This is a genomic window from Motiliproteus sp. MSK22-1, assembly GCF_001968815.1.
Classification (GTDB): domain Bacteria; phylum Pseudomonadota; class Gammaproteobacteria; order Pseudomonadales; family Balneatricaceae; genus Motiliproteus.
This window is the reverse complement of sequence record NZ_MIEQ01000096.1, coordinates 125,731-152,418: the sequence shown is the minus strand read 5'-3', so window position 1 is coordinate 152,418 and position 26,688 is coordinate 125,731. Positions and strand designations below refer to the sequence as shown.

Genomic DNA, 26,688 nt, shown 5'->3' with positions numbered 1-26,688 from the left:
CCATCTCCAGTGTTTTTGTTATCGGGTTGCCTGCCAGACGACAGCCCCCCAAAGGGTTGTCAATTGCTTCACGGAAACTTTTTGATAGGGAACTTGCTCGCAGTAAATCCCCAGTTGGTAATCAGAAAGCCATCGCGCCCGATCCCATAAGTCCTGACTATTAGCCCACTGATACAGAAGAAAAAGACCCAATGGAAGGTCTTTCAGTACCTGTTGATCAGAAATCCATCCTCCTGACCTGAGTCCGCCACCAATACGTTTACACCATGTAAGATGTTCATTGTCCAGATGAACACCCGCACTACCCGAAACAACAATTTCACCAGCTAAGGCCAATGAAAGGTGACGTTGTTTTTCCGTCATGGCAACCAACGTCATCAGCACATCATTTTTAACAGGCGGCTCTCGGTATACAGTGCCGGTATTTGCAAGCAGCTCTGAACAATGAACGCGACTAAAGACCTTATCCATCTCTATCGCTTTTAATAGCGGGTACCGGTTGCCCCAACTCGAATCACAGCTAAGCCAGGGACAGTACCAGAATTGAACCCAGGAATTTGGATGAGTAATCATGATTTGGGCGACACCTTGGCTTCTGTTGCCGTTTGTTGCTGCTTAGCTGTATTTTTCGCTGCTTGCTGCTCTGCTGCAATCGCCATCTTTTGTTGCATTTTTGTGGTGATATTCGTTCTTAGCTCAGGCTTGTACCAGAACACTACAAGTATGCCGAAGAAAACAACCAGCAATAGAGAGAAAATGAGTATGCTCTCTAATAAGCCCGCACTGCTTTCAGCGACTAGAAATGGCCCGACCTGTACCATTGGTGCTTTCACTTCGTAGCTTTTTCCAGGGACAAAAACAACCGCTAGCTTTTCATCTTCATTGCCGGTTAAGCCGGGGATACTCTTGGCAACCATCCGCTCTACGCGAGGCAGAATGACATCCGGGTCTAACCATTCTCGGTATTTTATAAATACCGCTGCGGACGATGGCGTGATGGCTTCACCGGGAGCAACTCGTTCAGGCAGTACAACGTGAACCCTGGCCTTAATGACTCCGTCTATTTGGCTTAGTGTATTTTCAAGCTCTTGGGACAATGCGTATAAGTAACGTGCCCTTTCTTCCATAGGTGTTGATATAACACCCTCTTTTTTAAAGACTTCACCAAAACTTGATTGTGACTGACGAGGTAAGCCGGCTGCCTGCAGAATACGAACAGATCGAGCCATGTCTTCACGAGAGACCAGGACAGTAATACCGAGTTTCTCCGCTTTCTTCTCTGCTGAGACCTGTTTGTCCGCTAGCTCTGCTATTACCTCGTTAGCATCCTGCTCCAACAGTGCCCGATGCAGCTCCATCTGGTCACTGCAACCCTGAATCAGCAAAACAACCATAACCACCAGGGCAGTACTCAATCGAAACATCTTCAACTGCCCCACTCGGTTATTGCAAATTTGTTAATTTTTCGATCGCTTGAACGCCTTTTCCTACGACCTTGGCCGCAAGCATACTCTCCAGATAGAATGAAGAAACGGATCGAGCAGCGTTAATCAGATCACCAGAAGAATTTGCCTTAGCTGCTATTTTCAGGTCCCTCATAGCGACTCGTTCAAGCTCCTGGAGCTTCCCCGAGCCTCCCGTTAATTGCCCTATAATACGATCCGCAGCCCCAACGCCAGGATCTTTACGGGGCTCATTCAAAGCCGCACTAAAAAAAGCGGCATCAGCTGACCCAACCTCTTTTACCGAGGTAACAGAACTTCCGGACGATGTTGAGGAGGCCATTGCGTCCGTTATAAGCTTCGCTCCAGTCACCATTTCAGCCATAATAACCTTCCTTTTACAAAACCTTGACCGGAGCCAGGCAAGTGTAATCCCACCTGGCTCCTACTTAGCTTCTCAGCTAAAAATGCATTATGTGATGGACAGTCTGCTGCCCACCGTGCCCACCAGCACCAGCACCATGAGCAAAGCCACCGCCGCTATTGCCGCAATCGTAACCCATGGGTCGGCCACCACCATTCTGGTTCTGTAGTCGATCCAAACGATCATTCAATTGGTCAATTTCGCGGTCTTGCCTGTTATTGGTATTCTCATTACCCTGGTTCTGATTTTGATGTTGTTGCATCTGATTCTGACTCTGCATTTGTTGCATCATCTGCATCATCATCATCATGCCCATTCCTGGAACAGCCATAAAGAAACCTCCAAACATTATTAGTAGCAGCCCGTATTTACTTTCCCTGAGCTCCAAAAACGTTCCCAGACAGGTCTACTGTTTTTAATAAAAGTTGCTAAGACTTAGCTGAAACGCATTTCACTCAAAATCTTACCGCCGGCCTCCATCGACTTATTAGCCGTTTGAGATTGATCTTTATTTATCTCGGTCATAGCCCGATTAGTCGCTTCTCGACGATCAGACTCACCTTTCATCGTGGTCAACATCGCATTGTTAGCATCGTTCGCTGCATTTTGAGCCGCCATTGCGGCAATTGAAGCTCCACCAGCTGCCATAATATTTTCCTCTATTAAGTTTGGTTTTAAAGCAATTGCTTCATTAATTAAGTGGAAAATCACAGTATGCAGTTCCATAAAAAAACATAAACTTTATTTTTTATTTTATATTAACAACCGACTGAGAATGATAAAAACATGACTAAAATAAAAATATAAAAACCAGTACCACCATGACAAAAACATTAGTGATTTATATTTCTTATTTTATATAAGGAATGAAGAAACAAGCAGTGCTAAAAAAACTTACTTTCTGCAGATTTAAAAAAATCCAATAATTTATGACTGGAATACTCTAGTGTTGAAATGCTCATCTCATAATTATTAAGAGTCATCCATATTACAACACTATAATCAGGAGCCATACAGATATAACAATCTCTATATTTCGAAACTTCTTCAAATTTTATTTTTAGCAATGATTCTACTAAATTGGTATCCTGTGCTTTACTTTTGATATAAAGCGCCAAACCTACTCCTGTTTTTTCCTCCTCTTTAACTGACAAATAAACATGCTCGCAAGGAGACCAGCTTATATTCCCTCCATCGATTGTACTGGAAAAGAAAAAATCCAAATCATTGGTAACTTCACTCAAGGATTACTCCCCTACCTTCACTCTGGTATAATCAACAGCGCTATCATTCGAGTATGTTCTCATGTTCTCTGAGATCCAAACGGTTAAATAGCTCTGATCACTGACAGGACGTTTACAGATAGCCGTCACACAACCATCGTTTTGTAAATTCCCTGAGCAGCCCACCAAAAAACAGATTGTTGAAATGCAAAACAACTTCACTTTCATCGATTTATTCCTTACTCATACCGTATCCATAAACCAACAACTCAGGACAGCAAATAAAGCCGGATCATCTGACCGGCTCCACTTGGGAACCCACAAACGGAAATAAGATATTCAAGGATTAACCCGTAAATGATTATCTTCTGTTTCCCTAAGAATCGACGTCCCTAAGGCGCACTGCGCAGTGTCGCACGAACAGGGCCTTTATCCGGTAACATGACGACAAATACTTCAGCATCATCACCTGGCCGTAAGACTGTTTTTGGCCATGCAGAAACAGCCAGCACATTTTTTGTTCCACATCCTGATTCATCAAATCTTATTGTCTGATGGCCCTTATTAACAACCTGCCCGACGGCAACATTAAAGTTATCTCCCCTAAACCATTGGCCATAGCTGAAATCGACAGGCTGTTCTGCATTTACACAGAGTCGCGCAAGAATATTTGAGGGTGGAGTACCAGCAGCAGTCAGTGACAGGGGGATCTGCCCATTGACCATATCCTTAAGAGCTCCTTCGATATCGATCAAATTGGGCCTGGCAGCCCTTAACTGCCTGTCTTCTACCGATTTTACCGCTTGCCGAACCCTGCTTCTGTTCTGCTTTTCCACATAGGCGGTCGGATCCGCCTGCTGTTCAATATCGATAATCCGAGGACTCAGAATAAACAGTCGCTCTCGACTACTGGCACTGCTTTCCTGGTAAGAAAACGCATTACCGATAATAGGAATATCTCCAAGCAGGGGTACTTTGTTAGAACTCTTGTTGCTTTTTTTGACATGAAATCCACCTAATATCAGCGCCCTTCCCGTGCTGACTACAGCTTGAGTGCTTATAGTGCTTTTACGAACACTTAAGTCACTTCCCGCAGGTCGGACTAACTGCCCATCCTCAATATCAACAACCAATTGGATCTGTTCTTTATTATCCTGCTGAATGGTACGGGGCACCACTTGAAGACTAATCCCGGCAGTTACCGACTGGATATTTACAACGCGCTCACCCGTTGCTGTCAGGTAGACCGTTTCGCTCAGGTCAACGACAGCAGGCTGATTTTCCAACGTAAGAACGGTCGGATTGGCTACAATTGAAGCTTCTCCATCTCCTTCCAATGCTCTTAGATCAGCTAAGAAATGGCCAGGATCGTTAATAAAGATTGTGGCCGCTGTTCCCGGAGATAAAAACGGGTTAGTTCCTTTGGTATTAACTCCCCCGGTGACCCCGTGAGTCGTAAGCTGCCATTGAGCTCCTAACTCTGCCAGTTTTACTCTATCAATATCGAGAATGATTGCACTGATTTCCACTAACTTTCTAGGAACATCGAGTCTCTTGATCAGTCCCTCATACATGGATCGCTTTTCAATATTGTCTCGGATCAGAAGTATGTTGTTTCGAACATCTGCACCAATCTTATCGGAAGTACGCCCACCCAGATTTGATATCGGTAACGGTGGAGGGTATGAAGGGGCACCCGCTCCCACCACAACCTGAGGGGAAAGCCCCGTCGACTTGCTGGAGCCTTTTGAGGCAGAGCTTCCTGAAGGTACTTCTCTGCCCCTTTTTGAAAGCAGTCCCGACAAAACCGTGGCAACGCCTGGAATCACAACTTCAGAATCCCGATAGTTTATTGTTCGATCTGAAACTGACGCATAGTTAAGCGGAAACACCATGATTTCACTTTTATCGTCAGGCTTTAGTTTCTTTTTGCTCAATTTACGTACCAACTGGACATATTTTTTGGGACCAGAAACTAAAACAACCCCTTCATCAAGTAACTCTCCCCAACCAAAACGCGGGTCCAACAGCCCTATCTCGGTTAAGGCTTGCTTTAAATCACCCACCGCATCTTCAGAAACTTCGATGCGTACCACCTGTTGATCTCGAAGTGGGCTGATATGTAAAACACCACCGTACACAAACCATTGAAACTGATATTCCAGCGCCAACCGCTCAATAAAAGTAGTCGCACTTTCAGATCTTATTTTCGCTTCAACAATTCCCTTCAACGAGGACGACATATCTAACCGAACGTTAAATGAATCGGCAAAATCCGTTAACACAACTTTTACAGGGGCGTTATTTCCATCATATGCGTAAGAAGCTTCATTCCAGTGATTTGGCACCGCTGCAAAAGCGTCAATACAAGTCATCGGCAGCACATTAAGCAATATAATCAATAGAGATATTCGATTACTCATAAATGAAGGTCCTTACGGGTAATGCCAAGCTCCGTTTTTGCAACAAAATGCGCTTCTCGGGATGATAGAGCCGGTGAAACAGGACGGCGAATCCCTCTAGAACCTCCTTCAGCGGTACTTATCAGTTGTTTCCAGACATCAGTTTGATTCGCTAAATCCTCAAGGACAGCCACCACCCGATCTTGCTCCGTCTCTCCATCAATCAGACGTATCAGGCATAGCTGCTTGTTTGAAGGATCAACAGCAATTCCCCCTTCGTAGGTACCTATGCTGTAGGCGGCTATGCGCAACGCCCTTTCTACACAAGCACTATTGCCCGAATCACATCCAAGATAGCCCGTACAACGTATTCCTTCAGAGAGTCGCAAAAGACTAAGCGTTAATCCCCCTAGCTCCATAACAAAAGCTGAGGGTTCGTTTGTTAATCTGGGATTAACACCGCTTAACCATTCGTAGAGCTTATCCAACGGCTCTATATCAGAGGGACTAGCGAATCTCATTCAGAATACTTTTTGCAAGTCCAAACTTTAGTTGAAACTCAGTATCCCGAACCTTACCTGCTATGCCCGCCGCCCCCTTTGCTTCAATGAGCGCGTTCCAATCCTCAACGGTGGCACCATCAACTCCATCATAAACGTCCTTTAAAGAACGCTGAGCAGTCGCTACATTCCGATCCAACTGTCTACCAATAGCATCAATCGACATAAATACTCTCCATTTTCATATTTATTTCAATCTAAGTGGCGATAAACTTACCCAGGTTCCCTATAAATAAATCAATTGACGATCGCTTAGAAAACCTTAGATGATAAACCTCGTGCTTGAGCAGCTCTATTGCCTGAAGAAACGGTATTGGGCTTATTATTCATCGATTCCCTGGACAGCATCTGAAATTTTTGACGCCATTCCAGACCCAGATTAATAAAGCCAGAAACTAAGTTGCGGAACCTGATTTCATCCATGTCACTTATGGTTCTTTGAGTACATAGCCGCACAGCATCATTATCAACGGCTAGCCAGCAGCCTTTCATTTCACCTATCGAAAAATTCTTTTCAAGTATACTTTTATAGAAACTGGCATTCTTCTCCCCCACTATATTAGTGACCTCACTATGAAGAATCAGCATTTCTCCGTTGTCAGGTGATTCAATGACAATAGCTTCACGACCATCATTATCACACAGGGCACAAACACCATTTTCCAATTTAAATGTATCCCCCACTAAACTATCCAGACCCGCAAGAAGTCTATTAACCTTATCCTGACTATTAATCACGTTTTATATCCTCTCTGACAACCATTGAAACATATGGAAAAAGAAGGCACTTAAGGCAACTGTTTAGAGCATTAATAGCCACCTTAAGATGTTCCCATAGTTATTACACTTTGATGTGTGGCGAAATATATTCTCTTCAGTTAAACCCAGGTTACATCAGTGGTCTGTGTTAACTTTTCTTGCGGTTCCGGTGGCGCAGAATTGGTATTCGCTACCGGTTGAGCAACTCTAGGCTCCGGAGCAGGACGCTCTGTTGCTTTATCTGAAGTGATAACTGTTTCGTCATCGGGAACAGGGTCTCGATGAACTTCGACCTCCACCGTTTGAGTATTCCCGGGTACAGGCGCGGTTTGTACTTCAGGCGCCTGCGAACCTACAGAAGAAACGGAAGACTGCCTACTTAATTCAGTCGGCTGATCCTGGTGGTCAGATCGCCCCCCCTGGGACTGACCTGAAACCCTATTTTCAGAAGACGTGCGCTCCGGGCTTTGAACAGATTGGCTCGATGCGCTAGCTTCATTGCCTGAAACCCTAGATTCAGAAGACCTGTGTCCATTTCTATGGACGGGCTGTCTCAGTGCACTGGGTTCATTAGCCAGTGTTCTGGGACCGGTAGATCTCGCTGCTGGCGCTTGGGACTCATTTTCTCGCGTTTGCTGAGCGAATACCCTGGACTGCTGATTTGCCCGACTGTGAATACCCATGTTTTTTATCAGACGCGTCCGGCGATCCAGGCCAGAGTCCGGACCTTGATCAAACTTGAGATCTTTCCAGGTACCGGTATGAGCTTCCCACCAGGGTTCTGTCTGCTTCTCCAGAAAGCGATTTAAAAACTGATTGGCTTTTTCATAACGAGCCCCGTCTCCCGGATCGGCACGGTAATCACTCATCGCCTGATTAAATTCCTGCTTAAAGCTTTTCGCCTCTTCCTTTTTTTCCGGGGAGAGATCTTTCAGGTTAATTAACTCATTCAGGAAATGCTGTGCTTCTTTGTAAACCCCTCGTTTACTATCACCCAAATGCTCAAATATCTTTCCGTACTCAGTTTTATGGTCTTGCTGGAACCTTTTCCATTCTTCATTATCCGGCGTTTTACCGGCATTTCGGTACATTCGGTTGAACCGGGTCATCGTATAGCTCAAATCATCCGTACCCAGAGTTTCTCCTTTTACATGGGTAGTGTCCTGACTGATTGAAATTTTTCCACCAGCATGCGCTCCCGGCGCTACTGTGCCAGAAAGACCCACACCAGCTGATACAGATTTAGTCGTGGTGTCTCGAACAAACTGGCGTCTGAATCCTTTATCCCCTTCATAGCCAGGTTCTTGCGTGTACTTGGGTTTAAAGTACCGAACCATTTTGGAAACAGAAGCACTCCCCCCCACATCCGGCGCAATATTCAAGTCTCCCGGCAACTCTACCCCCTGCTTAGCCGCAGCCTCCTTTAGCTTTGCTGTAAACACGGCTTTATTAGTTAATCCCTGTACTGAACCCGAAACTGTGCCTGTCAACGAAATATCACGATAACTCCCCTCTCTGACTCGACTTGGATGTACACGGTCACGCTGCAAAATATCCAACCGCCCTGAAAAAGGTCCGACCGAGATATCAAGGCTGGTTTTATTATCGGTTATCTTCAAATAAACCAATTGTTGAAACGACGCTATTTTATCCAGACGCTGCTTGGAATGTTTGATCTCGGGGAACTGTACCCTGGCAGCCGTTTGCTTGACGGTATCTGTCGTATCCTGAGAGTGTTCAGCTCCCGCTGGCATCGCAATATTTGCCAGATGAGCATGAGAAGCAGATGCGACCTGCAAAAACTGATGTCGACCAATAGCCCCCCATTTGTTCTCCAGCGAATGTTTCTGCGCCCGCAACTCGGCAATATTATTCTTTCTTTCTTTCTTGCTTCCTCTGCTCGATTTATCAGACTTGAGATCGTCATAACGCTGCACAGTCTCGTAATATTTTCCTACATCATTTCCCAGGGATTTCAATGTATCCGTTGCTTTCTGGGGATCATTACTACCATTCATCACCTGCTTCGCATGACGGGTCAAATTCGACGGAAGCTCATTAAGGCGGGCAGCATTACTGGTAATAACCTCACTAATCGGTGACGGAACAAATTCATACAAGTTGGTGACAGCCCCTTTATGACTTACTCCAACGGAACCACCGGCATTTACCCCGGTATGAGCAGCCGCGATATTGGAGGCCTTTGCGCCGATATTCCCTTGCCAGGCAAAGGTATGATAATGCCCTTGCAACGGTTTACTGCGCTCAGGAGGAGGAGCGCTGACTTTTGCATTGATACCTAACTCGCTTGCTAATAAGCTATTCAAACGATGCTGACTGTTCGCTGCTTTTTGTTGCTCTGATTTGAGATGCTTGAGTTCAGAGCCTGGTTGGTTAGGAAGCTTGCTTCTAAAGAAACGACTAAACCGGCCGGATTTCGACTGATCAGCATGCCCGGTTCGATCTGCGTAGACCTGCTTATGCCCTTGTTTGTTCACGTAGTCTTTGGCGTCGTTAAATTCTACGAAGTCATTTCTGGTGTATTGCCCCTTGATTCCAGCACCCGCATTTAGCTCCATTCCTTCGACAGCTTTTGCCTTTACTCCAGCACTGACCCCACCCCCCACACTCTTCCCTTTGTCTTCAAAACAAAGCCCCTCATCATCAGGACCAACAAATTTCGAGTGGGATGCACTCAGTGTCAAGTCGGCATAGGGGCCAACAGTTGCTCCTGTTCCTGGTACTTCCAGCAGCCCCCCTCCGCCGTTCACCGAAGCCGAAACCACTCGAACTTTTCCCGCTCCCGGTTCAAATAGAGGAGCAACTTCTTTAAGCAAGCTACTCTTTTGTTTTTCATTCTCCATTTGCATCCAGTCACTTTTTAGATGCTGCCCAAGCAACTTGGTTAAATTACTGAGACCTCCACGGGGTAATTGCGCTGTTATTTTTTCGAACCCTAAAGACATTTTCGCCGTATCAGTTACCGATAGAGTTCCTGGCGCTGGTCCGGATTTGTCGACAATAGGTTTGATTTGTTGTGTTAAGGTTTGAAGGGCTTTATCCAGCTTTTTAACTTCAGTCTTTGCACTTGAACGCGCATTTTTACCTAAAGATCGATCCTGAGCACGAAAACGAGCCTTGCCTAAATCAGCCTCAAGACGATAATTAAGTCCGCTGAATACCTGCTTCATATCTTCTGTGATCGGCCTGCGCCCCGGCACATCCCCCAACAGAGGTGTACTTAGCTGCAGCTTCTGCTGAGTTTCTGCTCCGCTCCGCTCCAGAGAACTCCCCCGATGCTGAGTCGGGGCGACTCCGGTTGACTGTCGAGACACCGGCGCTTCTGCCGTGCTGATGTCACCGGATGTTCTGATGGGATTAGTTACTTCCTGGTGTTGCGTTGTGCTGCTATCAGTCCCTTTTATCATAATATCCTCACCGTGATTTTTATTGTTGGCTTTATCCCGGACTGATCGCTTTCTCTAGTCCACAGTCCCTCGCATATACAGGTGAGTGGCAAGTTAATTCGACTAGTTCCTGAACAGCACCGTTTTTCGGTTACCAGCAAGCAATACCAACTAAGGAACCGGTGAATTCAAGTCAATTGTATTCTCTGTGGGCTCCAGAACGTTCAGATATCAGGAGGGCAGCTCACAATCACGCAAAAACTTGCACATGGTATCAATACCTTTACGCAACATGTTGCATGAAAGCACCTTAACAAATTACAAAATATCATTTTAATTCAACAGCTTAACAAACAAAACCAATATGGCACGGACCCTGCTATAGCGATATGACATAACTAAATAACATCTAAAACAGTAACTATCGCAGCAATAACGATGGAGTAGCTATATGGAATCGCTGGTAGCAGGCATGCAAGACGTGGATACAGCCGAAGTAACACTCGACATCGGCAATCTGGCAAAGGAACAACAGGACCGATTACGTAACTTCATCAAAAAGCACAGCTGCGCAGAGGAAGATATTGACGATATTCTGCAACAGACCTATCTCGAGGCCATAAAAAACAAAAACAGCTTCAGAGGAGGAGCTCGCCCGGAAACCTGGTTATTCGGTATCGCCCATAATTTAGTCAGGAACAACAACAGAAGTTATTTCAAAAGACCTCTGTTCCAGGAGTTGGATGAGCAAGTCTATTCAATTCCTGCCAACGGCGCCTGCCCTGAACGAATTACCGAAGTTCAGCGAATGCTGGATTGTATTCTGAATGCATTCGACGCGCTCTCTGAAGAAATGCAGTACCTGTTAACGCTTATTTTGGAACAGAACAAAAGCTATGAGGATGTAGCCGATATTTTTGATGTGCCCATTGGGACCATTCGTTCACGTCTTTCACGAGTTCGTAGCCACTTAAAAATCGCCATTGCCGCATGAATTTGCAATTGCCATTGAGGGGATTAAATATGAATAACGATAAAAAACACCTAGACCAATTACCCAAAGGATTACGCAAGTTTGAACCTGAAGATACCGAAATTCTGCTTGAAATCTTAAATGAAACCGCGGAAACAGGGGCAAATTCACCTTTTACCAGACCCATGACCCTTGATGAAATAACAATGATGCTGAATTACTGGAGCAATGATAACCAACCGGTTTATGTTCTGGAAAGAAAGAACCGGGTTCTTGGATGGGTCAGTGTCACTGCTTTTAGCTGGGGAACACAAGCCTGTCGTCAAACGGGAGAAATATCTGTTTATGTTAAAAAGGAATACCATTCAAAAGGCTTAGGATATCGCCTGTGCCAGGCATCCATCATACTCGGCAGGAGGTATGGTTTTGAAAATCTGGTAGCCTGGATTATGGAGCGAAACGCAGCCAGTCAAATGCTTACAGAGGCCTTTGGTGGAACTCTCTGGGCACGTTTACCAAATATCGCTCGCTTTGGAGACCGCCGTTCTGATGTATTCCTATACGGGATGTCTCTACTGCCCCAGTCAGAATAGAATCCAAACCCCAGGTCGAGTCCGGCCATCACCAACCTGGTCCAGATCAAGCTGATATGAGATCTGGATCAGAATATATAAAACACATAAAAATCAATCTATTAGAGCGACATTTATTTCGGTTTTATTCTCAGTACTCTGAACCTGTAGCAAGCCAACTTGTCCCCTGCTGCAAGCCGATCAGAACTTAAATCCATAATAATTAAAATTAGTGCGAAAACAATCCAACATCATGGTTAAAAAAACCGTATAATAGATGCCTTTTCTATATCCCTCCCTAGGTTTTTTACATGTCCGATACCACCGTCGCTTTCAGCGACCTCAATCTGAACCCGTCTATTCTCAAAGCACTCAAAGATGAAGGCTACGAAACTCCTTCTCCCATTCAGGCTGAATGTATTCCGCTGCTGCTTGACGGAACAGACGTACTGGGTATGGCTCAAACCGGCACCGGGAAAACCGCTGCCTTTGCCCTGCCATTGTTAAACCGGCTTGATCTGAAGCAGAGCAAGCCACAATTGCTGGTTTTGACACCCACGCGAGAACTGGCCATTCAGGTAGCTGAGGCATTCCAGGCCTATGCACGCCATATGAAACAATTTCATGTCCTGCCAATTTACGGTGGCCAGAACTACAGTCTGCAGCTTAAGCAACTGAGACGCGGTCCTCAGGTCGTAGTTGGTACCCCCGGCCGAGTGCTGGACCACATTAACCGTAAGACGCTTGATCTGTCTGCCTTAAATGCGCTGGTGCTTGATGAAGCGGATGAAATGTTACGCATGGGCTTTATTGATGATGTTGAAACCATCATGGCTGAAACGCCAGAAAGCCGCCAAACTGCGCTGTTTTCTGCAACAATGCCTCAGCAGATCAAACGTATTACCAAGCGCTACATGAATGACCCCAAAGAGGTCAAGATTGCTGCCAAGACTTCTACTGTAGAAAATATTGAACAAATTTTCTGGAAGGTTGCCGGAGTCAACAAGATCGACGCCCTTTCTCGTATTCTGGAAACTGAAGAATATGATGGCGTAATCGTCTTTGCCCGCACGAAAACTGCGACGGTAGAGTTAGCAGAAAAGCTTGAAGCCCGTGGCTACGCGGCATCTGCCCTTAACGGCGATATGAATCAAACCTTGCGAGAGCGTACTGTCAGCCGTCTTAAGTCAGGCAAACTGGATATATTAATCGCAACTGATGTCGCCGCTCGCGGATTAGATGTGGACCGTATAGATCTGGTCATTAACTATGATATTCCTTACGACACTGAAGCATACGTGCATCGTATTGGTCGAACAGGTCGTGCTGGCCGTAAGGGTAAGGCCATTCTTTTTGTAGCTCACCGCGAGCGTCGCCTATTATTTGCTATCGAAAAAGCGACAAAGCAAAAGATCACCGAAATGGATTTACCCAGCAGAGATATCGTCACCAAGAAACGGGTAACAGCCTTCCGCGATCAGATCCAACAGGTTTTCTCTGAAGAAAAACTACACTTTTATCAAGAGCTCAGTGATCAACTATCTGAAGAGCTAAGCTTAAGTCCGGCGGAATTGGCAGGGGCCTTGCTGTACCTGGCTCAAAAAGAGAAGCCGTTGCAGATGCCCGCAGACCCGGAGCCCCGCAAATCATCCTTCCGGGAAGATCGTAAAGACGGCCGGGAAGGCAGACGCGACCGCGATGATCGATCGAGTCGCAGTAACAGTGAAACCTGGGATCGCTACAAGCTGGAAGTCGGCAGAAACGACAGTGTTGAAGTAAAACATATCGTCGGAGCCATCGCTAATGAAGCAGATATCAACAGTCGCTTTATCGGCCATATTAAACTCCATGATAGTTACAGCACCATTGAACTACCTGAAGGCATGCCGGACGACTTGCTTGCAAAGCTGAAGACAGTACAAATTTGCGGTAAGAATACGAATATTGAATTCCTGGATAAAACCAAAAATAGTCGTCGCCCTTCCCGCCCTCATCGCGGCAAAAGCAAGCCGCATGTAAAGCCCCGTCGAGAACAACGCAGCTGATAGCTATAGCTGACACACCTCGCTACCATTCGGTGGCAACAAAACAGCCCCTTCTACTGATTATATAGAGGGGCTGTAAATACTGAGTAAAATAATAACGCTGAATTGATCTTAAGGCTGTATATACAGACAAGAACCGCTAATATACGGCTTTTTCATGATCTGATCCTTTCGCACTGGAGATTTTCTTAGGGCATATGTATAACGATATTATTGCTTATCAAGGCCATGAAGGGGCTTATTCCCATCTTTCCTGCCGCAGAGTCTATCCGGGACTAACCGCTTTAGCATGCAATTCCTTTATTGAAGCTATGCATAAAGTGGAGCAAGGCGAAGCCAAATTAGCAATGATTCCCTTGGAGAATTCCACCGCCGGCCGGGTAGAAGAAATTTACCGACAGATGCCCAAGACTCGTTTACATATTGTGGGTGAGCACTTTGAACCGGTTAACCACTGCCTGCTCGGAGTCAAAGGCGCTCGTATCGCGGACCTGAAAACAGTAGGTTCCCACCCTCAGGCCTTAGCCCAGTGTGACGATAGAGTTAAATCCTGGGGGCTTGAGCCGGTAGCCAAATTGGATACAGCCGGGGCGGCACTGGAAGTCAGCCAACTGCAGGACCCAACTCACGCGGCCATAGCCTCAAGCCTGGCTGCGGAACTCTATGATTTGGAAATATTACAGGACAACATACAGGATAGAGATGGGAATACGACCCGGTTTCTCATTCTCAGCAACACCCGGTCGATGCCCGCTTACCAAAGAGGTACGCACTTTATAACCTCCATAATGTTTCAAGTGCGTAATATACCTGCAGGGCTTTACAAGGCGCTTGGCGGGTTCGCAACCAACAATGTCAACCTGGTAAAGCTGGAGAGCTACATGACCGGCGGTACTCTGAAAGAAAGCCGTTTTCATCTGGATGCCGCAGGCCACCCGGATCAACGCTCTTTGCAACTCGCGTTACAGGAACTGGACTTTTTCGCTAAGGATGTACGCATTCTAGGCACTTATGAGGCCCACCCTTTTCGAACCGATCACGAATTGATTGACTAGAACACTTTTCATCAGCAACACATAAAGTAATAACTCAAAGACGATGACAGACTCAACCGAGGTAATGGCAACCAGTGCCAACAAAATCAGACCGTCCCTAGTAATCTGGGTATTGCTACTGACTGTCTTACTCGGCTACCTGGGGTGGCTGGGTAGAACCTTACTACAGGCGCAAAGCTTAGCTGTTGACATCCTTCCCAATGCCGCACCTTGCGATATACGCACAGGTCCTTGTGTTGCCAGCAGGGATCAGCTGGAAATTATCTTTGCCATCGACTCCCCTGCCCTCGATTCAAGCCATCCGATTAATCTTAGAGTAGAACTCAAAGGCTTTGAAACTGACAAAGTCGAAGTAGAGCTACAGGGCCGAGACATGTTTATGGGCCAAAACACCTACAAGCTGAATCAGCAAACAGACGGTAGCTATCGTACAGAAGGCAGGCTTCCCGTCTGCACAACCGATCTTATGACCTGGAGAGCAACGGTTCGAGTCCATGAAGGACAAAAAGTCACTGGCGGCACATTTGATTTTGAAGCCCGTTAGTTAAACACCTTCACCAGATACAAGACAGATAGCACCCGAATCAGGCCACCATCCAAGCCGAAGATTTTAACTCGAGGTTTTGATTTCATGTCAAAAAACAACAGCGTATTCAGCAAGCTGGGCAATCTAGAGCGGATCATTTTGACAGTCGCGGTACTGGTCATTGCTGCCGCGATCGCCGTACTGACCTTAAAACCTCAGCAAGCAGAAAGTGCTTACCCCGGCCTTGGCGGTGATTTTACACTGACCGGAGTCAATGGCCCTGTGTCATTAAAAGATTACCGCGATGAAATCGTGGTAATGATGTTTGGCTTCACTTATTGCCCCGATGTTTGCCCCACAGGGTTAGCCAATGTGGCTGCGGCTTTGAACTATCTTGAAGATGACCAGTTGAAACAAGTCCAGCCAATGTTCATCAGTGTAGATCCAGAGCGTGACACTCCAAAAAGGTTGGACGAATACGTCAAATACTTCCACCCACAGATATTGGGAATCTCTGGAGAAAAATCAGCGATCGATCAGGTGGTAAGCCAGTACGGCGCTTTCTATCAAAAAGTTCCGCTACCAGATTCAGAGTTAAAATATTCTGTTGATCACAGCGCCCGTGTTTATATCATCAACAAACAGGGGGGGCTGGCAAACCTCATGTACCATAACAGCTCTCCAAATGAACTTGCCGAGGCAGTTAAAGCCCTGATGTAAAGCTCAAACAGACTGCTCCACCAGAATACTTTAGCAAGGCTGCGGGGCTATTCCTCCAGCCGTAGATGTATACCTGCATAGATAAAAAATTAGTTAACACTTCACCAAAAAGGACCTATCAATGAAGAAACTGATTCCCCTTGCCTTTGCATTGGCAACAGCTCCCGCAATCGCAGACATTCATATTGACAACGCCTATGTTCGCGCGACACCTCCGGGAGCCCCCAATACAGCGGCGTTCATGACGATTAAGAACACTGAGAATGAATCGGTTAAATTAATCAGTGCTACATCTGACATCGCCCGCAGCACTGAACTGCACACCGCTTTGAAGCAGGACGGTGTGATGAAAATGCGAAAGGTTGATGATATGAGCATACCAGCCAATGGCGAACTGGAGCTAAAACCTGGCAGCTACCATGTCATGTTTATCGGTCTTAATCAGCCGGTAAAAGAAGATGAAACAGTTATGCTTATGCTCAATTTTTCAGATGGCAGCAAGAAGCATCTGGAAGTACCTGTAAAGAAGCCAATGCCAGGTATGCAGATGAGTCATAGTCACAGCGATATGAGCAAGCACAAACCGATGAAAGCCAAAGAACACGGCCATTAATTAATATAGCTACTGGTCAGTACTGGCACTGTGCAACAATAGATGGCTGCAATCATCAACGCCGAAGGGACTGGGGATCACTGATCCCTACTTATTTCTGAAGTCTTCAACGCATCAAACCTCAGATTGCTGCCATCTTTTCCAACGACCTCTTCGACAGTCTTTTGCAACTATATTTTCCAACTGCACGAAAGCTTTATCTCAGCGGGCTCAGAACCATTTAATTCGCAACCACTCCGATAAAGCACCGCTGCATCAACAAAGCAGAAAGCTCCAACCAAACAGAAATCCTCAATAAAACAGAGAGTTTCAAAAAAGCATGACTAGGCCATATAAAGCCCATTCAATAGTATCTTAAGGAACCATTCAAAAAGAGGCTGCAAAGGGATTATTCAAAAGACTCCCAGACATTACCTCTCAACCACCAACTGCGGCCAGTTTCGCGGTCTATCCGTGCAGCAACATACCCTTTTACATCACCAGACGCAGGCCTGAGTACTACCTGATACACTGAAGCAGGTAAGGGTTCAAGCTCCCCAACTTCCATCCAACCACCATCCTGTGCATTCCACGTCAGACCTGTTTGTTCGTCATACTTGAAAATAACCCACTGTCCTTTGGGTGTATAAGCAGAAACCAGCCTAAAACCTCCAGCATCCAACTCTGTTGAAGAGAGTTTGAACTCTTCCGTAACCTTGGATTTCCCTGTGCTGCCCCCTGCTTCCTGATCGGCAGCAAACTGTTCTAAACGACTAATCAGCGCTTCCAGTTTCGTCGCAGATGAAAGCGCCTGCTCGTCAGGCTTCAGAGTCCCATCTGATGACGACAATTCTGCGGGCATACTGGATTGTGCAGACTTCGACCCGGCAGTCAGTTGTGTCATTGATAATTGCATCTGCTGTAAAGCCTGGAGCAACTGTAAGTTACGCTGATGTAACCCCTGCATTTGCTGATTCAGCTTAATCACCTGCTCCTGAACCAGCGTTATACGCTGCTCTACCCTTGCATTAGATTTATCCATCTCATCAAAGCGTTTAAGAACAAGGCCACTGGAGTCAAATTGTTGTGCTCCGACTGACGGTGCAGGTTGCTCGGGATTGACCGCCTGAGCCTGACAGCCAACAACCAGCGCAAGATGACAGGCAAGTACAACCAGATGTTTCATTTTAGATATACCCTGTAGATAAGTGATTGCCAGGAGTCTATTCAAGTGCCGGGTTGACAGTGCTTTCTGCTACCCCTCAGGCGCCCAGACAGGCGCCCCCGTAAACATCAGTAAGAAAACCAGATCCGCTCTCTGAAAATAAATCAACCAAGCAAACTTAATACTCTATCTGAAGAGCATGGACTAAAGCTCGAGAATGTCCAATAGCCGAGGCTCAGAAACCGGCCCTTGCTCATCCACATCAGATGTCTGGACACCAGCATCAAACAAGCCAACTCTGGACTGATCCCTATTAGTTTTCTGATGCTCGGACAAAGCTTCTTTGGATTGAGAGGCCACTGCTGAATCAAGCGATAGAGACTTAAAATCAAACAGTTCTGTATCGGCTAAGTGAGACGGAACTACATTTTTCAGACTGCGAAACATCACTTCAATTCGACCGGGAAAACGCTTATCCCAATCCTGCAGCATTTCTTTGATGACCTGACGCTGCAGATTTTCCTGAGAGCCACAGAGATTACAGGGAATGATCGGAAATTCCTTCAGCTTTGCGTAAGCTTCAATATCTTTTTCCCGGGCATAGGCCAATGGGCGAATGACAATATTGTTGCCATCATCACTCTTTAATTTAGGCGGCATCGTTTTGAGCTTGCCACCATAAAACATGTTCAGGAACAGGGTTTCAAGGATATCATCGCGATGATGGCCAAGGGCAATTTTGGTTGCCCCAATATCCTGAGCAAAACGATAGAGTGTTCCACGACGCATCCGTGAGCACAAACCACAAGTCGTCTTGCCTTCTGGAACGACTTCTTTAACAACGGAATAGGTGTCGCGCTCGACCACGTGAAAAGGGACATCAATGGAGCTAAGGTATTCAGGCAGAATATGCTCTGGAAAACCAGGCTGCTTCTGATCAAGATTAACTGCAACGACCTCAAAGCTGATAGGAGCACTCTTTTGCAAATTGAGCAAAATATCCAGCATCGCATAGGAGTCTTTTCCGCCTGACAGGCAGGCCATGACCTTATCCCCCTCTTCGATCATGGCAAAATCTTCAATAGCCCGCCCTACATCCCGGCGTAACCGTTTTTGTAGTTTGTTGACGTTGGTTTTGTCTTTTTTAGGTAGGGATTGCATGGCGTTTCCGTCAATCAAGAATAGCGTAGCCGAATTTTAAGGGTGGGTATTTTACGCGTAATTGAATCACGTCTCCAGTAAAAAGGCTTGCTCCGGTGATATAAACAACGCTGGCAAGCACGCTCTGCTATCAGAAAAAAGAACCTTAGTCTTTCCACCAGAAAAAAAAGAACCTTAGTTCTTTCCACATAAATATTTACAGATCAGCTCTTCTATGGCCCCTTCGTCTTTAAGATCCCTAATGGTATTGTTCATCACTTCGAGCCAGTCGATCTGGTCCCGATGAAGCCGAAATGAAACAGGGTTAGATTCATAAGGCAGTGAAATTTGATAGTTAAGCTTTAGCGTACGCTGATAATGTATGGCTAACGCTTCTTTCATCAGTCCAATATCATTCCAGCCCCGATGGACTCGTTGAGCAATCTGTAGCTCGTTAGACAAATCATCTCGTTTAATATAGTCCGGCACGGCTGCCCCCCGGACAGTCGCAATACGCTTTCCTGCCAAATCTTTAAGGATAAACACCGGGAACGACAACGCAGGTCGGTAAATGATGACCTCATTAACCGTCAGGAAAGGTTCACTAAACAGCGATAAATCAGCGACAGAATCCCTAAGCTGACGGCGAGGAGAGACTCCCACTTCCAAATCAATTTCACCAATGCTGAAATGCTTAACCAAACGCGCTTGAGAAAGAGGGACAAAGTGCATATCCATCCCCATTCTTTTTCCAATCAAACGAACGATGTCTGGATATATGCCAGCAAACTGATTCTTTTGATCACGCCAGATAAAGGGGGCCTGGTCAGTGCTCGGCACCCCTACTCTCAACGTTTCCCCATAGCTTGCGACAGGAATCACGAAGAAAATAAACGTAAAAAGCGTTATCAATCCTCCTTTCTGTTTACAGAAATCCGTTACACAGCAACGGATGAAATACCTGATCAATAAATATTGTCTTAACAAGCCATGCAATCCCAATAACTTAAAGTTGGAAAAATAATAACAGACGCCTCAGTCATCTTTAAAGCACTGATATACTTCAGCCCAGATAGCCGCTACAGAGTCCGCTGCTAAACAGTCAGCTCTATACCTTGAGTCCAAAAGGTTTGATTGCTATACAATTAGCACTCTGAATATAAACACAAATATACAGCCCTCAACCGGAAATCAGATGCCGACAGCCACTGCATCCGCCAAACTACTGGACCCTGTTCTGCAGATAGCCCAGCACAATCATCAGGATCTTCACGCCCTGTTGGCTGCTGCCCAGTTAGAGAACATAGAAAAAGACAAACCTGGAGCACGAATTCCAACCAGTGCTTTTTGCCGACTGCTGGAGGAACTAGGGCATCGCAGCGAAAATGACCGCATAGCGTTACGGATTGGTGAAGCCACTCAACCGCGCATGCTCGGCTCCATCGGTTTTCTGATGACCACGGCGGTGGATCTCCGCGCCTCTTATCAAGTCCTGATTGACTATTTGCCTCTATTGTTTGAAGGCATACATTTACAAATGGAACAAAGCGCGGCAGGCACGGAGCTGACCCTGGAGCTGGAACACAGCGAAGAACGAAAAACCGCAGAATGGTTTATGGCCTGTTTGCTAAGCTGGCCCCGTTGGATCAGCGGTAAGCAGATCCCTGCACTGAAGATTGAACTAATCTACCCCCCACCCGCTGATACCCAGGCCTACGAACGATTTTTTGCGTCAGAAGTCACTTATAACGGGGATCACAATCGCCTGCTTATCCCCAGTAGCTATTTGAAATTTCCCTGCCTGGATGCAAATGAGGAGATGCATCGACTGCATCTGGAATTTGCAGATAACCTCCTCAGCGTTTCAGGTCGGGAAGGGGCTCTTGTTGCCCAGATAAAAAGCCTTATCAGGCATGGACTGACCGATGGCCAAGGAGGCATTCGCAGGGAAAAAATCGCTGCCAGCCTCAATCTAAGTTTAAGAACGCTGCAACGTAAACTTGGTAAGCTGAATACCAGCTTCCAGGAGCTCTACGATCAAACCCGCAAAGAACAGGCTCTTCAACAGATACAAAAAGGCAGTGTCAGCTTTGGAGAACTTTCTTTTTTGCTTGGCTTCTCAAATCAGTCTGCTTTTCAGAAGGCATTCAAACGCTGGGTCGGCATGCCACCCAGCCAGTATCGCGAACAGATTAAACCAAAATCAATATTGGCTGATGAGCAGAATCATCCCCGAACCCTGGCAGGCTTGATACCTGGCGGCGGACTGACACTGAAAGCGTTCTTTTCTCCGGCACTGCAATTAACCGCAGCGCTGGAAAAACTGCACCAACAGGGCAGTCTCGCCCATGATTTATGCCCAAATCACATTGCTGTTGAGCTTGCAGGCAGTGAACCTCAGCTTTCTTTGATAGACCCAAATCCGCTGGTACCCATAAAACCTCTTGAGCGACTGCGCTACCTGGCACCGGAAAAAAGCGGACTTATTCCTGTCGAGGTCGATTTTCGAGCCGATTTCTATACATTAGGGTGTATCTTCTACGAAATGCTCTGTGGCAAGCCGCCTTACACAGCAAACGAGGCAGGTGCGTTATTGCATGCACATATGACCGCCCCACTGCCACCCCTTGATGCTGCACCAAAGCAACTGCGCCGCTTAGTGTATCGATTACTCAGCAAATCAGCCGATGATCGCTATCAAAGCAGCCATGGCCTCTATACCAGTCTGCTTAGCTGCCAACAGAACATCGAGAAATTGGAAACCTTGCGATTATCTGAGCCAGAGGACTCAGCGGAGTTAGCCGCTCCAATGAGCCGCGAAGCAGCCATTAACGCAATAGACAATGATGACACGCCCGACCAACTGATATTTCCTCAAAAACTCTATGGTCGCGAAGAGGCTATAATGCAGCTGCGAGAAGCACTGAATCAAAGCCGTCAGGGCGTCAACCAATTAACACTGATTTCGGGGGCTTCTGGTGTCGGAAAATCCTCCTTAGTTAATCAGCTTCGTTTGCAATTGATCAAACTCGAAGGCAATTTTATTCGAGGTCAGTTTGACCCTCTGCAACGACAAAGGCCCTATTCCGCCTTTATTCAGGCTATTCAACAGTTACTCCACCAAAAGCTGGCAGGCCCCAAAAGCGACCTGAAGCGCTGGAAACGCAAGTTGTCCCAACAACTGAGCCAAGATCTCTGGCTTTTATCCAGCCTGGTGACAGACTTGGAACTGATACTTAATGCCCGACAGAAGCCCGGCACAAAACAAAAACCATCGCCTCCACCCGCGGAACTGGAACAAAGAATTGCAAATGCTTTCCAGAAGATACTGATCAGTAACGATGACCACCCAATAGTTCTCTTCCTGGATAACCTGCAATGGATAGATGGCGGGTCCTTAAACCTGCTTAAATCCTTGCTTAACAGACAGGATAAACATCCGTTGTTATTGATGGCTGCATATCGAGACGACGAACTGGAAGCGACTCACCCTCTTGCATTAGAACTCCCGCTCTTAAAGCAAGCCAAACAATGTACCTTGCTCAAGCTTCCTCCCCTGACTGTCGAGCACACTCGGCAATTACTGGCGGATGTGTTTCATCAGGATGGTTCAGAGCCCGTTGCTCTGGCAGGCTGGCTGCATAGAAAGACCCAGGGAAACCCATTCTTTATCCGACAGTACCTGCAGCAGCTCCACAAAAACCGCTGGATTTACTTTGATCGCGAAAAACAGTGCTGGAGCTGGCAGCAACATGCTTTTGAAAACCAGACTTTGTCTGCTGATGTGCAAGAACTGGTAGCGTTTCAAATCGCAAAACTGCCGGCAATCACCCAGCAGATACTTACCTGGGGTGCGGCAATCGGCAATAGTTTCGATTTATCGACCGTATCAAAGGCGTCAGGTCAACCACTTGCCAGGGTTGTGATTCACTTATGGCCCGCATTACAAGGCGGGCTTATTATCAGCCAACCAGAGCAACCCGGAAGCCCCCCAAACTGTTATCGATTTTTACATGATCATATCCGCCAAAGTGCATACCAAAGAATCAATAATGAAGAAAAACAGAAAATCCACCTCAGTATCGGCCAGATATTGCTCCGTCAGTACAGCAGAACGGAGCGAGGTGCGGGGATCTATGATCTGGTCAACCACCTGAACCTGGCCAGAGATCTGCTGGAATCTGATCAGCGCCGGATCGAACTGATCCAGCTGAATTTCAAAGCGGCCCTGAAAGCCAAAGAGGCTTCTGCGTTTAAGCCCGCTTGTGGTTTTTTAGGCCAGGCTGCTCTGCTGCTGCAACCGCAAGACTGGCAGAACGAATATCAACTCTGTGTAGAGTTGCATCTGCTACAAGCGCAATCGGAATACCTGTGTGGAGAATATCTGAATGCAGAAAAGCTCTACAAACAATTACCTCAACACCTCACTAATACAACCGACAAGGCGCGACTGGCACTCCTGCAAGCAGATCAATATCTGCTTCAGGACCGCCATTCTCAGGCAATGGAGGTCATTTCCGCAAACCTGAAATCTCCTATCCATAGCGTTGGTCAGGATCAACGCTATCTAAGGCAACAACTTCATCGCATTAACAAACTCTTTGAATCCAGCTCAATCATGAAGGTCATTGAAAATCTGGCAGAAATGTCTTCGGATGATCGAGTTCAAATGGAATTACTACAGCTGCTCAGTCAGGTTGCTGAACGTAATGGGGAGTCATCCTTATCTGCATCTGCGCTAGCGGAAATGACTCTGCTTTCACTCACCGGAGGCAGAAGTCCGCAACTTCCACTGGCTTTGGCCGGGTATGCTTACCTGGCCAGCTGGCTCTATGGCGACAGTCATTTGAGTCAACGAGTTGCCCACCAAAGCCTGCGCCTGCTTGAGCCTGGGGAAAATAGAACAATCGCCGCTAAATCCCGCTTTATCAATGGCGCCAAAGTCGTACATTGGACATCACATTTAAAAGACAGTTTGTCTTTGTTGGAAAGCAGTCAGGAGCTGGGACTTGAGTCTGGCGATTGGCCTACTGCGGGCCAGGCCATACTGGTAGCGACCAACAACCAGTGGATGTTAGGACATTCCCTGAAGAACCTCCAAAAACGCTGCCATAACCTGATGCAACTACTGCAACAGATTAACAACCCTCATTTGATTGCCAGTTTTAAATATTCCGCAATCTATCTGACAAGCCAATTAACAGGCCATAACTTTGACAGCACAGCAGCAGAGACCTGTTTAGATCTTCAGCAGCATAAAGCACCTGCACCCTTTAACAGCAGTTGGCAAACACTTAGTGAATTAGTAGTCAGTTACCTATTGGAGCAAACGGATAAATGGCCCGGCTTAGTCGCTAAAGAGAACCTGATTGAACAGCAGCTGGGGGGCCATTTCGCCACAACTGAAGCCCTTTTTTTCATTGCTCTTATACGCTTGGAAATATGTCGCAAGGCAAATCGCAAAACCCAGCAACATATTTTGAGGAAAATACAACACACCCGAACCCGTATGGAACTCTGGTCCCGCCACTGCCCGCAGAACTTCGCTCACCGCCAAGCCCTGTTGGGGGCTCTTGAAGCAGAGCTTCAGCAACACCCCGAATCCGCCATGTCGTTATTCGAGGAGGCTATCGGTGGCGCTGAAAACCAAGGATTCCTCCAACATCAGGCCATCGCCAATGAACAATACGGACGCTTCTGGTATAACCGTGGACAAACTAGAGTGGGGCGTTATTTTATTGATGAATCACAACAGCTTTACCAACGCTGGGGGGCCTTTGAAAAAGCCAAAAAATTGGCTGAGTTAATGGAAACAAGCAGTTAGAATATCGTCTGGTACTATTTAAGAAACTATATTTCAAAAAACGATATTCTGAAAAGAATGATTGTAGAAACACCCTGTTGAGAGCAGTTACTTCGACAGATGCTCGTCCAAAACAATAACAGTTCTGACTAAAGCGACGGACCTTCATGAGACCGACTACTAATAAAACTCCCTGGCGTATACTGGTCGTCGACGATGAAGAAGGTATTCATGGAATAACCCGAATGATTTTTCGCGGTTACCAGTTTGAAAACCGCTCCATCGAGTTAATCAGCGCTCTTAATGGCCAGGAAGCGAGGGAGATCCTCAATACCAGTTCTGATATCGCGCTAATCCTTCTGGACGTCGTGATGGAGTCTGATGATGAAGGCCTGCGACTTGTCGACTATGTGCGCAACACTCTTGGAAATCATGACATTCGTATAATTCTGAGAACAGGCCATCCAGGCTTTGCCCCGGAAACAGAAGTCATTGTGGACTACGACATTAACGATTATCTAAGCAAGGCAGAGCTATCGGCATCACGCCTTCTCACCTCTGTCGTCGTTGCATTGCGCTCCTTCCGAGATATAGAAACAGCCCGAAAAAACGAGACCACTGACAATGTAACCCGATCACTCGATACGCAGATAATGCAACGATTAGGTGACTCTTTACTGCCGTTAACCGAAGACACCCTTCTTCAGAGCCAGCGTTTAGAACATCTGGATCTTACGCCAATGGCCCAGGATCTGATATCGGCGCTCAATGCTAATCAGCACCGCCTGCAAAGCACTCTACTATTACTCAGAAATGATTTTTCCCTGCTAACGAAACTGCAAGTCACCGATATAAAACAGCTTCTTGACCAGTTGATACAAGTCTTCATTCCCCAGGCCAGACGTCAGGGCTGGTTATTAGACTATCGCTTGCAGGCTGAAACCCCTTCAAGACTCAGACTTCCAGCTCAAGGGGTATTACAGCTATGGATTGCACTGATGGAGTATGCTCAGACCAATAACCAGACTGATATCGTAGTTAAGCTGGAGTATTCTGCTGAAACATCGCAGCTGGAAACCTGCATTAAGACACTAACACCCGGCACTGCTGCAACTCAGGCCGAACTTGAAGATAGTCAACAATGGCGTCAGTACCGTTTCGGGCTGGTTGAAAGCTTGTGCCTCAGCTTAGGAGGAACGCTGCAGCCAGAGGAACACTGCGCCCCCGGAGAGCTTGCCGTCTGCCATATTCCAGCAGATGCTGTCGACAATTAGGCAGCATTGTCAATCTGCCTCAACCAGCCAAATATTCCATGGCGGTCGCCCTGTAAACGAAAACATCACGGACGACTTAGTCAGCGGATTCGCAACAACGTCATCAGTCTCCCGATAACAGCGCATCCCTGACTCAGCACTAGCTGTTGATCAAATGATCACTAATCTTAGACTTAATTATCCGAAAGGATATATACCAAGCCTTCATCAGGGTCCTCATCGATCCCCTTTCCTAGCGGTATTTGCTTATCCATAACACCCTCCCTGGGTTTCACTAAAGCATAATAATCTTCAAGGTTTTCAATCAGGCACTCAGCGCCAGACTATCAACACTCGGAGTATTTTCGATCTGCTGACTCTCGACCCAGGCCTCTGCCTCTTCTGCCGTCCGAGCAAAAAACACCACTCGCCCAAAAGGCAATGCCTTACCATCAAAACCGATCTCCTGACGAGTTACCCACCAGCTATTGCCAGCCTTACATTCGACAGCATGGTTATAACGAACTGTTTGAAAATGACGAAAATGCGCCACTTTAGACATTTTGTTCTCCGTAGATAAAAATCAATAATTCAAAAAATGGATCCGCTGCTCATCAACGAATCCAA

The 26,688-nt window shown here is 46.5% G+C and carries 24 protein-coding genes; 9 read left to right on the top strand and 15 right to left on the bottom strand.

The annotated features are described in order from the left end of the window. Nucleotides 1-18: 18 nt before the first annotated feature. The 11 genes from BGP75_RS24375 to BGP75_RS24320 form a co-directional block, all read right to left on the bottom strand. A complete protein-coding gene (locus BGP75_RS24375; RefSeq protein WP_076721512.1) occupies nucleotides 19-573 on the bottom strand; it encodes a hypothetical protein in 555 nt (184 codons plus the stop codon). Next, nucleotides 570-1,424, bottom strand: coding sequence for a type III secretion system inner membrane ring lipoprotein SctJ (gene sctJ / locus BGP75_RS24370; protein ID WP_076721511.1), 855 nt, complete (start codon nucleotides 1,422-1,424; stop codon nucleotides 570-572). Before sctJ ends, BGP75_RS24375 begins: the two co-directional genes overlap by 4 nt. 19 nt (nucleotides 1,425-1,443) lie before the next feature. Then, nucleotides 1,444-1,827: an EscI/YscI/HrpB family type III secretion system inner rod protein gene (locus BGP75_RS24365; protein ID WP_083705031.1), complete on the bottom strand. Its 384-nt coding sequence runs from the start codon at nucleotides 1,825-1,827 to the stop codon at nucleotides 1,444-1,446. 76 nt (nucleotides 1,828-1,903) lie between these two features. Then, nucleotides 1,904-2,197: a hypothetical protein gene (locus tag BGP75_RS24360; protein WP_143821174.1), complete on the bottom strand. Its 294-nt coding sequence runs from the start codon at nucleotides 2,195-2,197 to the stop codon at nucleotides 1,904-1,906. Between the two features lie 104 nt (nucleotides 2,198-2,301). Beyond that, entirely contained in the window at nucleotides 2,302-2,592 is a 291-nt protein-coding gene (locus BGP75_RS24355; RefSeq protein ID WP_143821173.1) for a hypothetical protein, read from the bottom strand. 158 nt (nucleotides 2,593-2,750) lie between these two features. After that, on the bottom strand, nucleotides 2,751-3,110 hold the full coding sequence (locus BGP75_RS24350; protein WP_076721508.1) for a hypothetical protein: 360 nt from the start codon (nucleotides 3,108-3,110) through the stop codon (nucleotides 2,751-2,753). 371 nt (nucleotides 3,111-3,481) lie between these two features. Continuing rightward, the gene (sctC, locus tag BGP75_RS24340) at nucleotides 3,482-5,512 is read right to left on the bottom strand and encodes a type III secretion system outer membrane ring subunit SctC (protein WP_076721506.1); all 2,031 of its coding nucleotides are present in this window, start codon (nucleotides 5,510-5,512) and stop codon (nucleotides 3,482-3,484) included. Continuing rightward, complete coding sequence (locus BGP75_RS26895; RefSeq protein ID WP_143821172.1) at nucleotides 5,509-6,012, bottom strand: type III secretion system chaperone; 504 nt, start codon at nucleotides 6,010-6,012, stop codon at nucleotides 5,509-5,511. The genes sctC and BGP75_RS26895 overlap by 4 nt, the downstream gene beginning before the upstream one ends. Continuing rightward, nucleotides 5,999-6,217, bottom strand: a complete 219-nt coding sequence (locus BGP75_RS24330; RefSeq protein ID WP_076721504.1) for a hypothetical protein — start codon at nucleotides 6,215-6,217, stop codon at nucleotides 5,999-6,001. Before BGP75_RS24330 ends, BGP75_RS26895 begins: the two co-directional genes overlap by 14 nt. 86 nt (nucleotides 6,218-6,303) lie before the next feature. Next, the gene (locus BGP75_RS24325) at nucleotides 6,304-6,789 is read right to left on the bottom strand and encodes a type III secretion system chaperone (RefSeq protein ID WP_076721503.1); all 486 of its coding nucleotides are present in this window, start codon (nucleotides 6,787-6,789) and stop codon (nucleotides 6,304-6,306) included. Between the two features lie 140 nt (nucleotides 6,790-6,929). Then, on the bottom strand, nucleotides 6,930-10,238 hold the full coding sequence (locus BGP75_RS24320) for a hypothetical protein (protein ID WP_076721502.1): 3,309 nt from the start codon (nucleotides 10,236-10,238) through the stop codon (nucleotides 6,930-6,932). Nucleotides 10,239-10,668: 430 nt separating this feature from the next. Here BGP75_RS24320 and BGP75_RS24315 point away from each other — a divergent pair, with 430 nt between their 5' ends. From BGP75_RS24315 to BGP75_RS24285, 7 genes are all read left to right on the top strand, one after another. Beyond that, nucleotides 10,669-11,211: an RNA polymerase sigma factor gene (locus tag BGP75_RS24315; protein WP_076721501.1), complete on the top strand. Its 543-nt coding sequence runs from the start codon at nucleotides 10,669-10,671 to the stop codon at nucleotides 11,209-11,211. 29 nt (nucleotides 11,212-11,240) lie between these two features. Further along, nucleotides 11,241-11,783: a GNAT family N-acetyltransferase gene (locus tag BGP75_RS24310; protein WP_076721500.1), complete on the top strand. Its 543-nt coding sequence runs from the start codon at nucleotides 11,241-11,243 to the stop codon at nucleotides 11,781-11,783. 290 nt (nucleotides 11,784-12,073) lie between these two features. Beyond that, on the top strand, nucleotides 12,074-13,807 hold the full coding sequence (locus tag BGP75_RS24305; RefSeq protein WP_076721499.1) for a DEAD/DEAH box helicase: 1,734 nt from the start codon (nucleotides 12,074-12,076) through the stop codon (nucleotides 13,805-13,807). Nucleotides 13,808-14,004: 197 nt separating this feature from the next. Continuing rightward, nucleotides 14,005-14,862 (top strand): prephenate dehydratase, encoded by an 858-nt coding sequence (locus tag BGP75_RS24300; RefSeq protein ID WP_076721498.1) that lies wholly within the window; start codon nucleotides 14,005-14,007, stop codon nucleotides 14,860-14,862. 43 nt (nucleotides 14,863-14,905) lie between these two features. After that, the gene (locus tag BGP75_RS24295; RefSeq protein ID WP_076721497.1) at nucleotides 14,906-15,406 is read left to right on the top strand and encodes a hypothetical protein; all 501 of its coding nucleotides are present in this window, start codon (nucleotides 14,906-14,908) and stop codon (nucleotides 15,404-15,406) included. Nucleotides 15,407-15,493: 87 nt separating this feature from the next. Then, nucleotides 15,494-16,108, top strand: a complete 615-nt coding sequence (locus BGP75_RS24290) for an SCO family protein (RefSeq protein ID WP_076721496.1) — start codon at nucleotides 15,494-15,496, stop codon at nucleotides 16,106-16,108. A 121-nt stretch (nucleotides 16,109-16,229) separates the two neighbouring features. Then, nucleotides 16,230-16,721 (top strand): copper chaperone PCu(A)C, encoded by a 492-nt coding sequence (locus BGP75_RS24285; protein WP_076721495.1) that lies wholly within the window; start codon nucleotides 16,230-16,232, stop codon nucleotides 16,719-16,721. Nucleotides 16,722-17,109: 388 nt separating this feature from the next. On the opposite strand, the gene BGP75_RS24280 is transcribed toward BGP75_RS24285, so the two are convergent. The 3 genes from BGP75_RS24280 to BGP75_RS24270 all read right to left on the bottom strand — a co-directional run bounded on the left by BGP75_RS24280 (nucleotide 17,110) and on the right by BGP75_RS24270 (nucleotide 19,917). Beyond that, nucleotides 17,110-17,886, bottom strand: a complete 777-nt coding sequence (locus BGP75_RS24280) for a hypothetical protein (RefSeq protein ID WP_076721494.1) — start codon at nucleotides 17,884-17,886, stop codon at nucleotides 17,110-17,112. 183 nt (nucleotides 17,887-18,069) lie between these two features. Beyond that, nucleotides 18,070-19,026 carry a tRNA 2-thiocytidine(32) synthetase TtcA gene (gene ttcA, locus BGP75_RS24275; protein ID WP_083705030.1) on the bottom strand — a complete coding sequence of 319 codons (957 nt, stop codon included), beginning with the start codon at nucleotides 19,024-19,026 and terminating at the stop codon, nucleotides 18,070-18,072. Nucleotides 19,027-19,200: 174 nt separating this feature from the next. Continuing rightward, nucleotides 19,201-19,917, bottom strand: coding sequence for an ABC transporter substrate-binding protein (locus BGP75_RS24270; RefSeq protein WP_233153019.1), 717 nt, complete (start codon nucleotides 19,915-19,917; stop codon nucleotides 19,201-19,203). Between the two features lie 283 nt (nucleotides 19,918-20,200). Between BGP75_RS24270 and BGP75_RS24265 the strand changes: the two genes are divergently transcribed. Both BGP75_RS24265 and BGP75_RS24260 read left to right on the top strand, forming a co-directional pair. Then, on the top strand, nucleotides 20,201-24,829 hold the full coding sequence (locus tag BGP75_RS24265) for an AAA family ATPase (protein WP_076721492.1): 4,629 nt from the start codon (nucleotides 20,201-20,203) through the stop codon (nucleotides 24,827-24,829). A gap of 146 nt (nucleotides 24,830-24,975) precedes the next feature. After that, nucleotides 24,976-26,082 (top strand): response regulator, encoded by a 1,107-nt coding sequence (locus tag BGP75_RS24260; protein WP_076721491.1) that lies wholly within the window; start codon nucleotides 24,976-24,978, stop codon nucleotides 26,080-26,082. Nucleotides 26,083-26,386: 304 nt separating this feature from the next. Here the strand turns inward: BGP75_RS24260 and BGP75_RS24255 are convergent, their stop codons facing one another. Then, nucleotides 26,387-26,623 (bottom strand): hypothetical protein, encoded by a 237-nt coding sequence (locus tag BGP75_RS24255; RefSeq protein WP_076721490.1) that lies wholly within the window; start codon nucleotides 26,621-26,623, stop codon nucleotides 26,387-26,389. Between the last annotated feature and the right edge of the window lie 65 nt (nucleotides 26,624-26,688).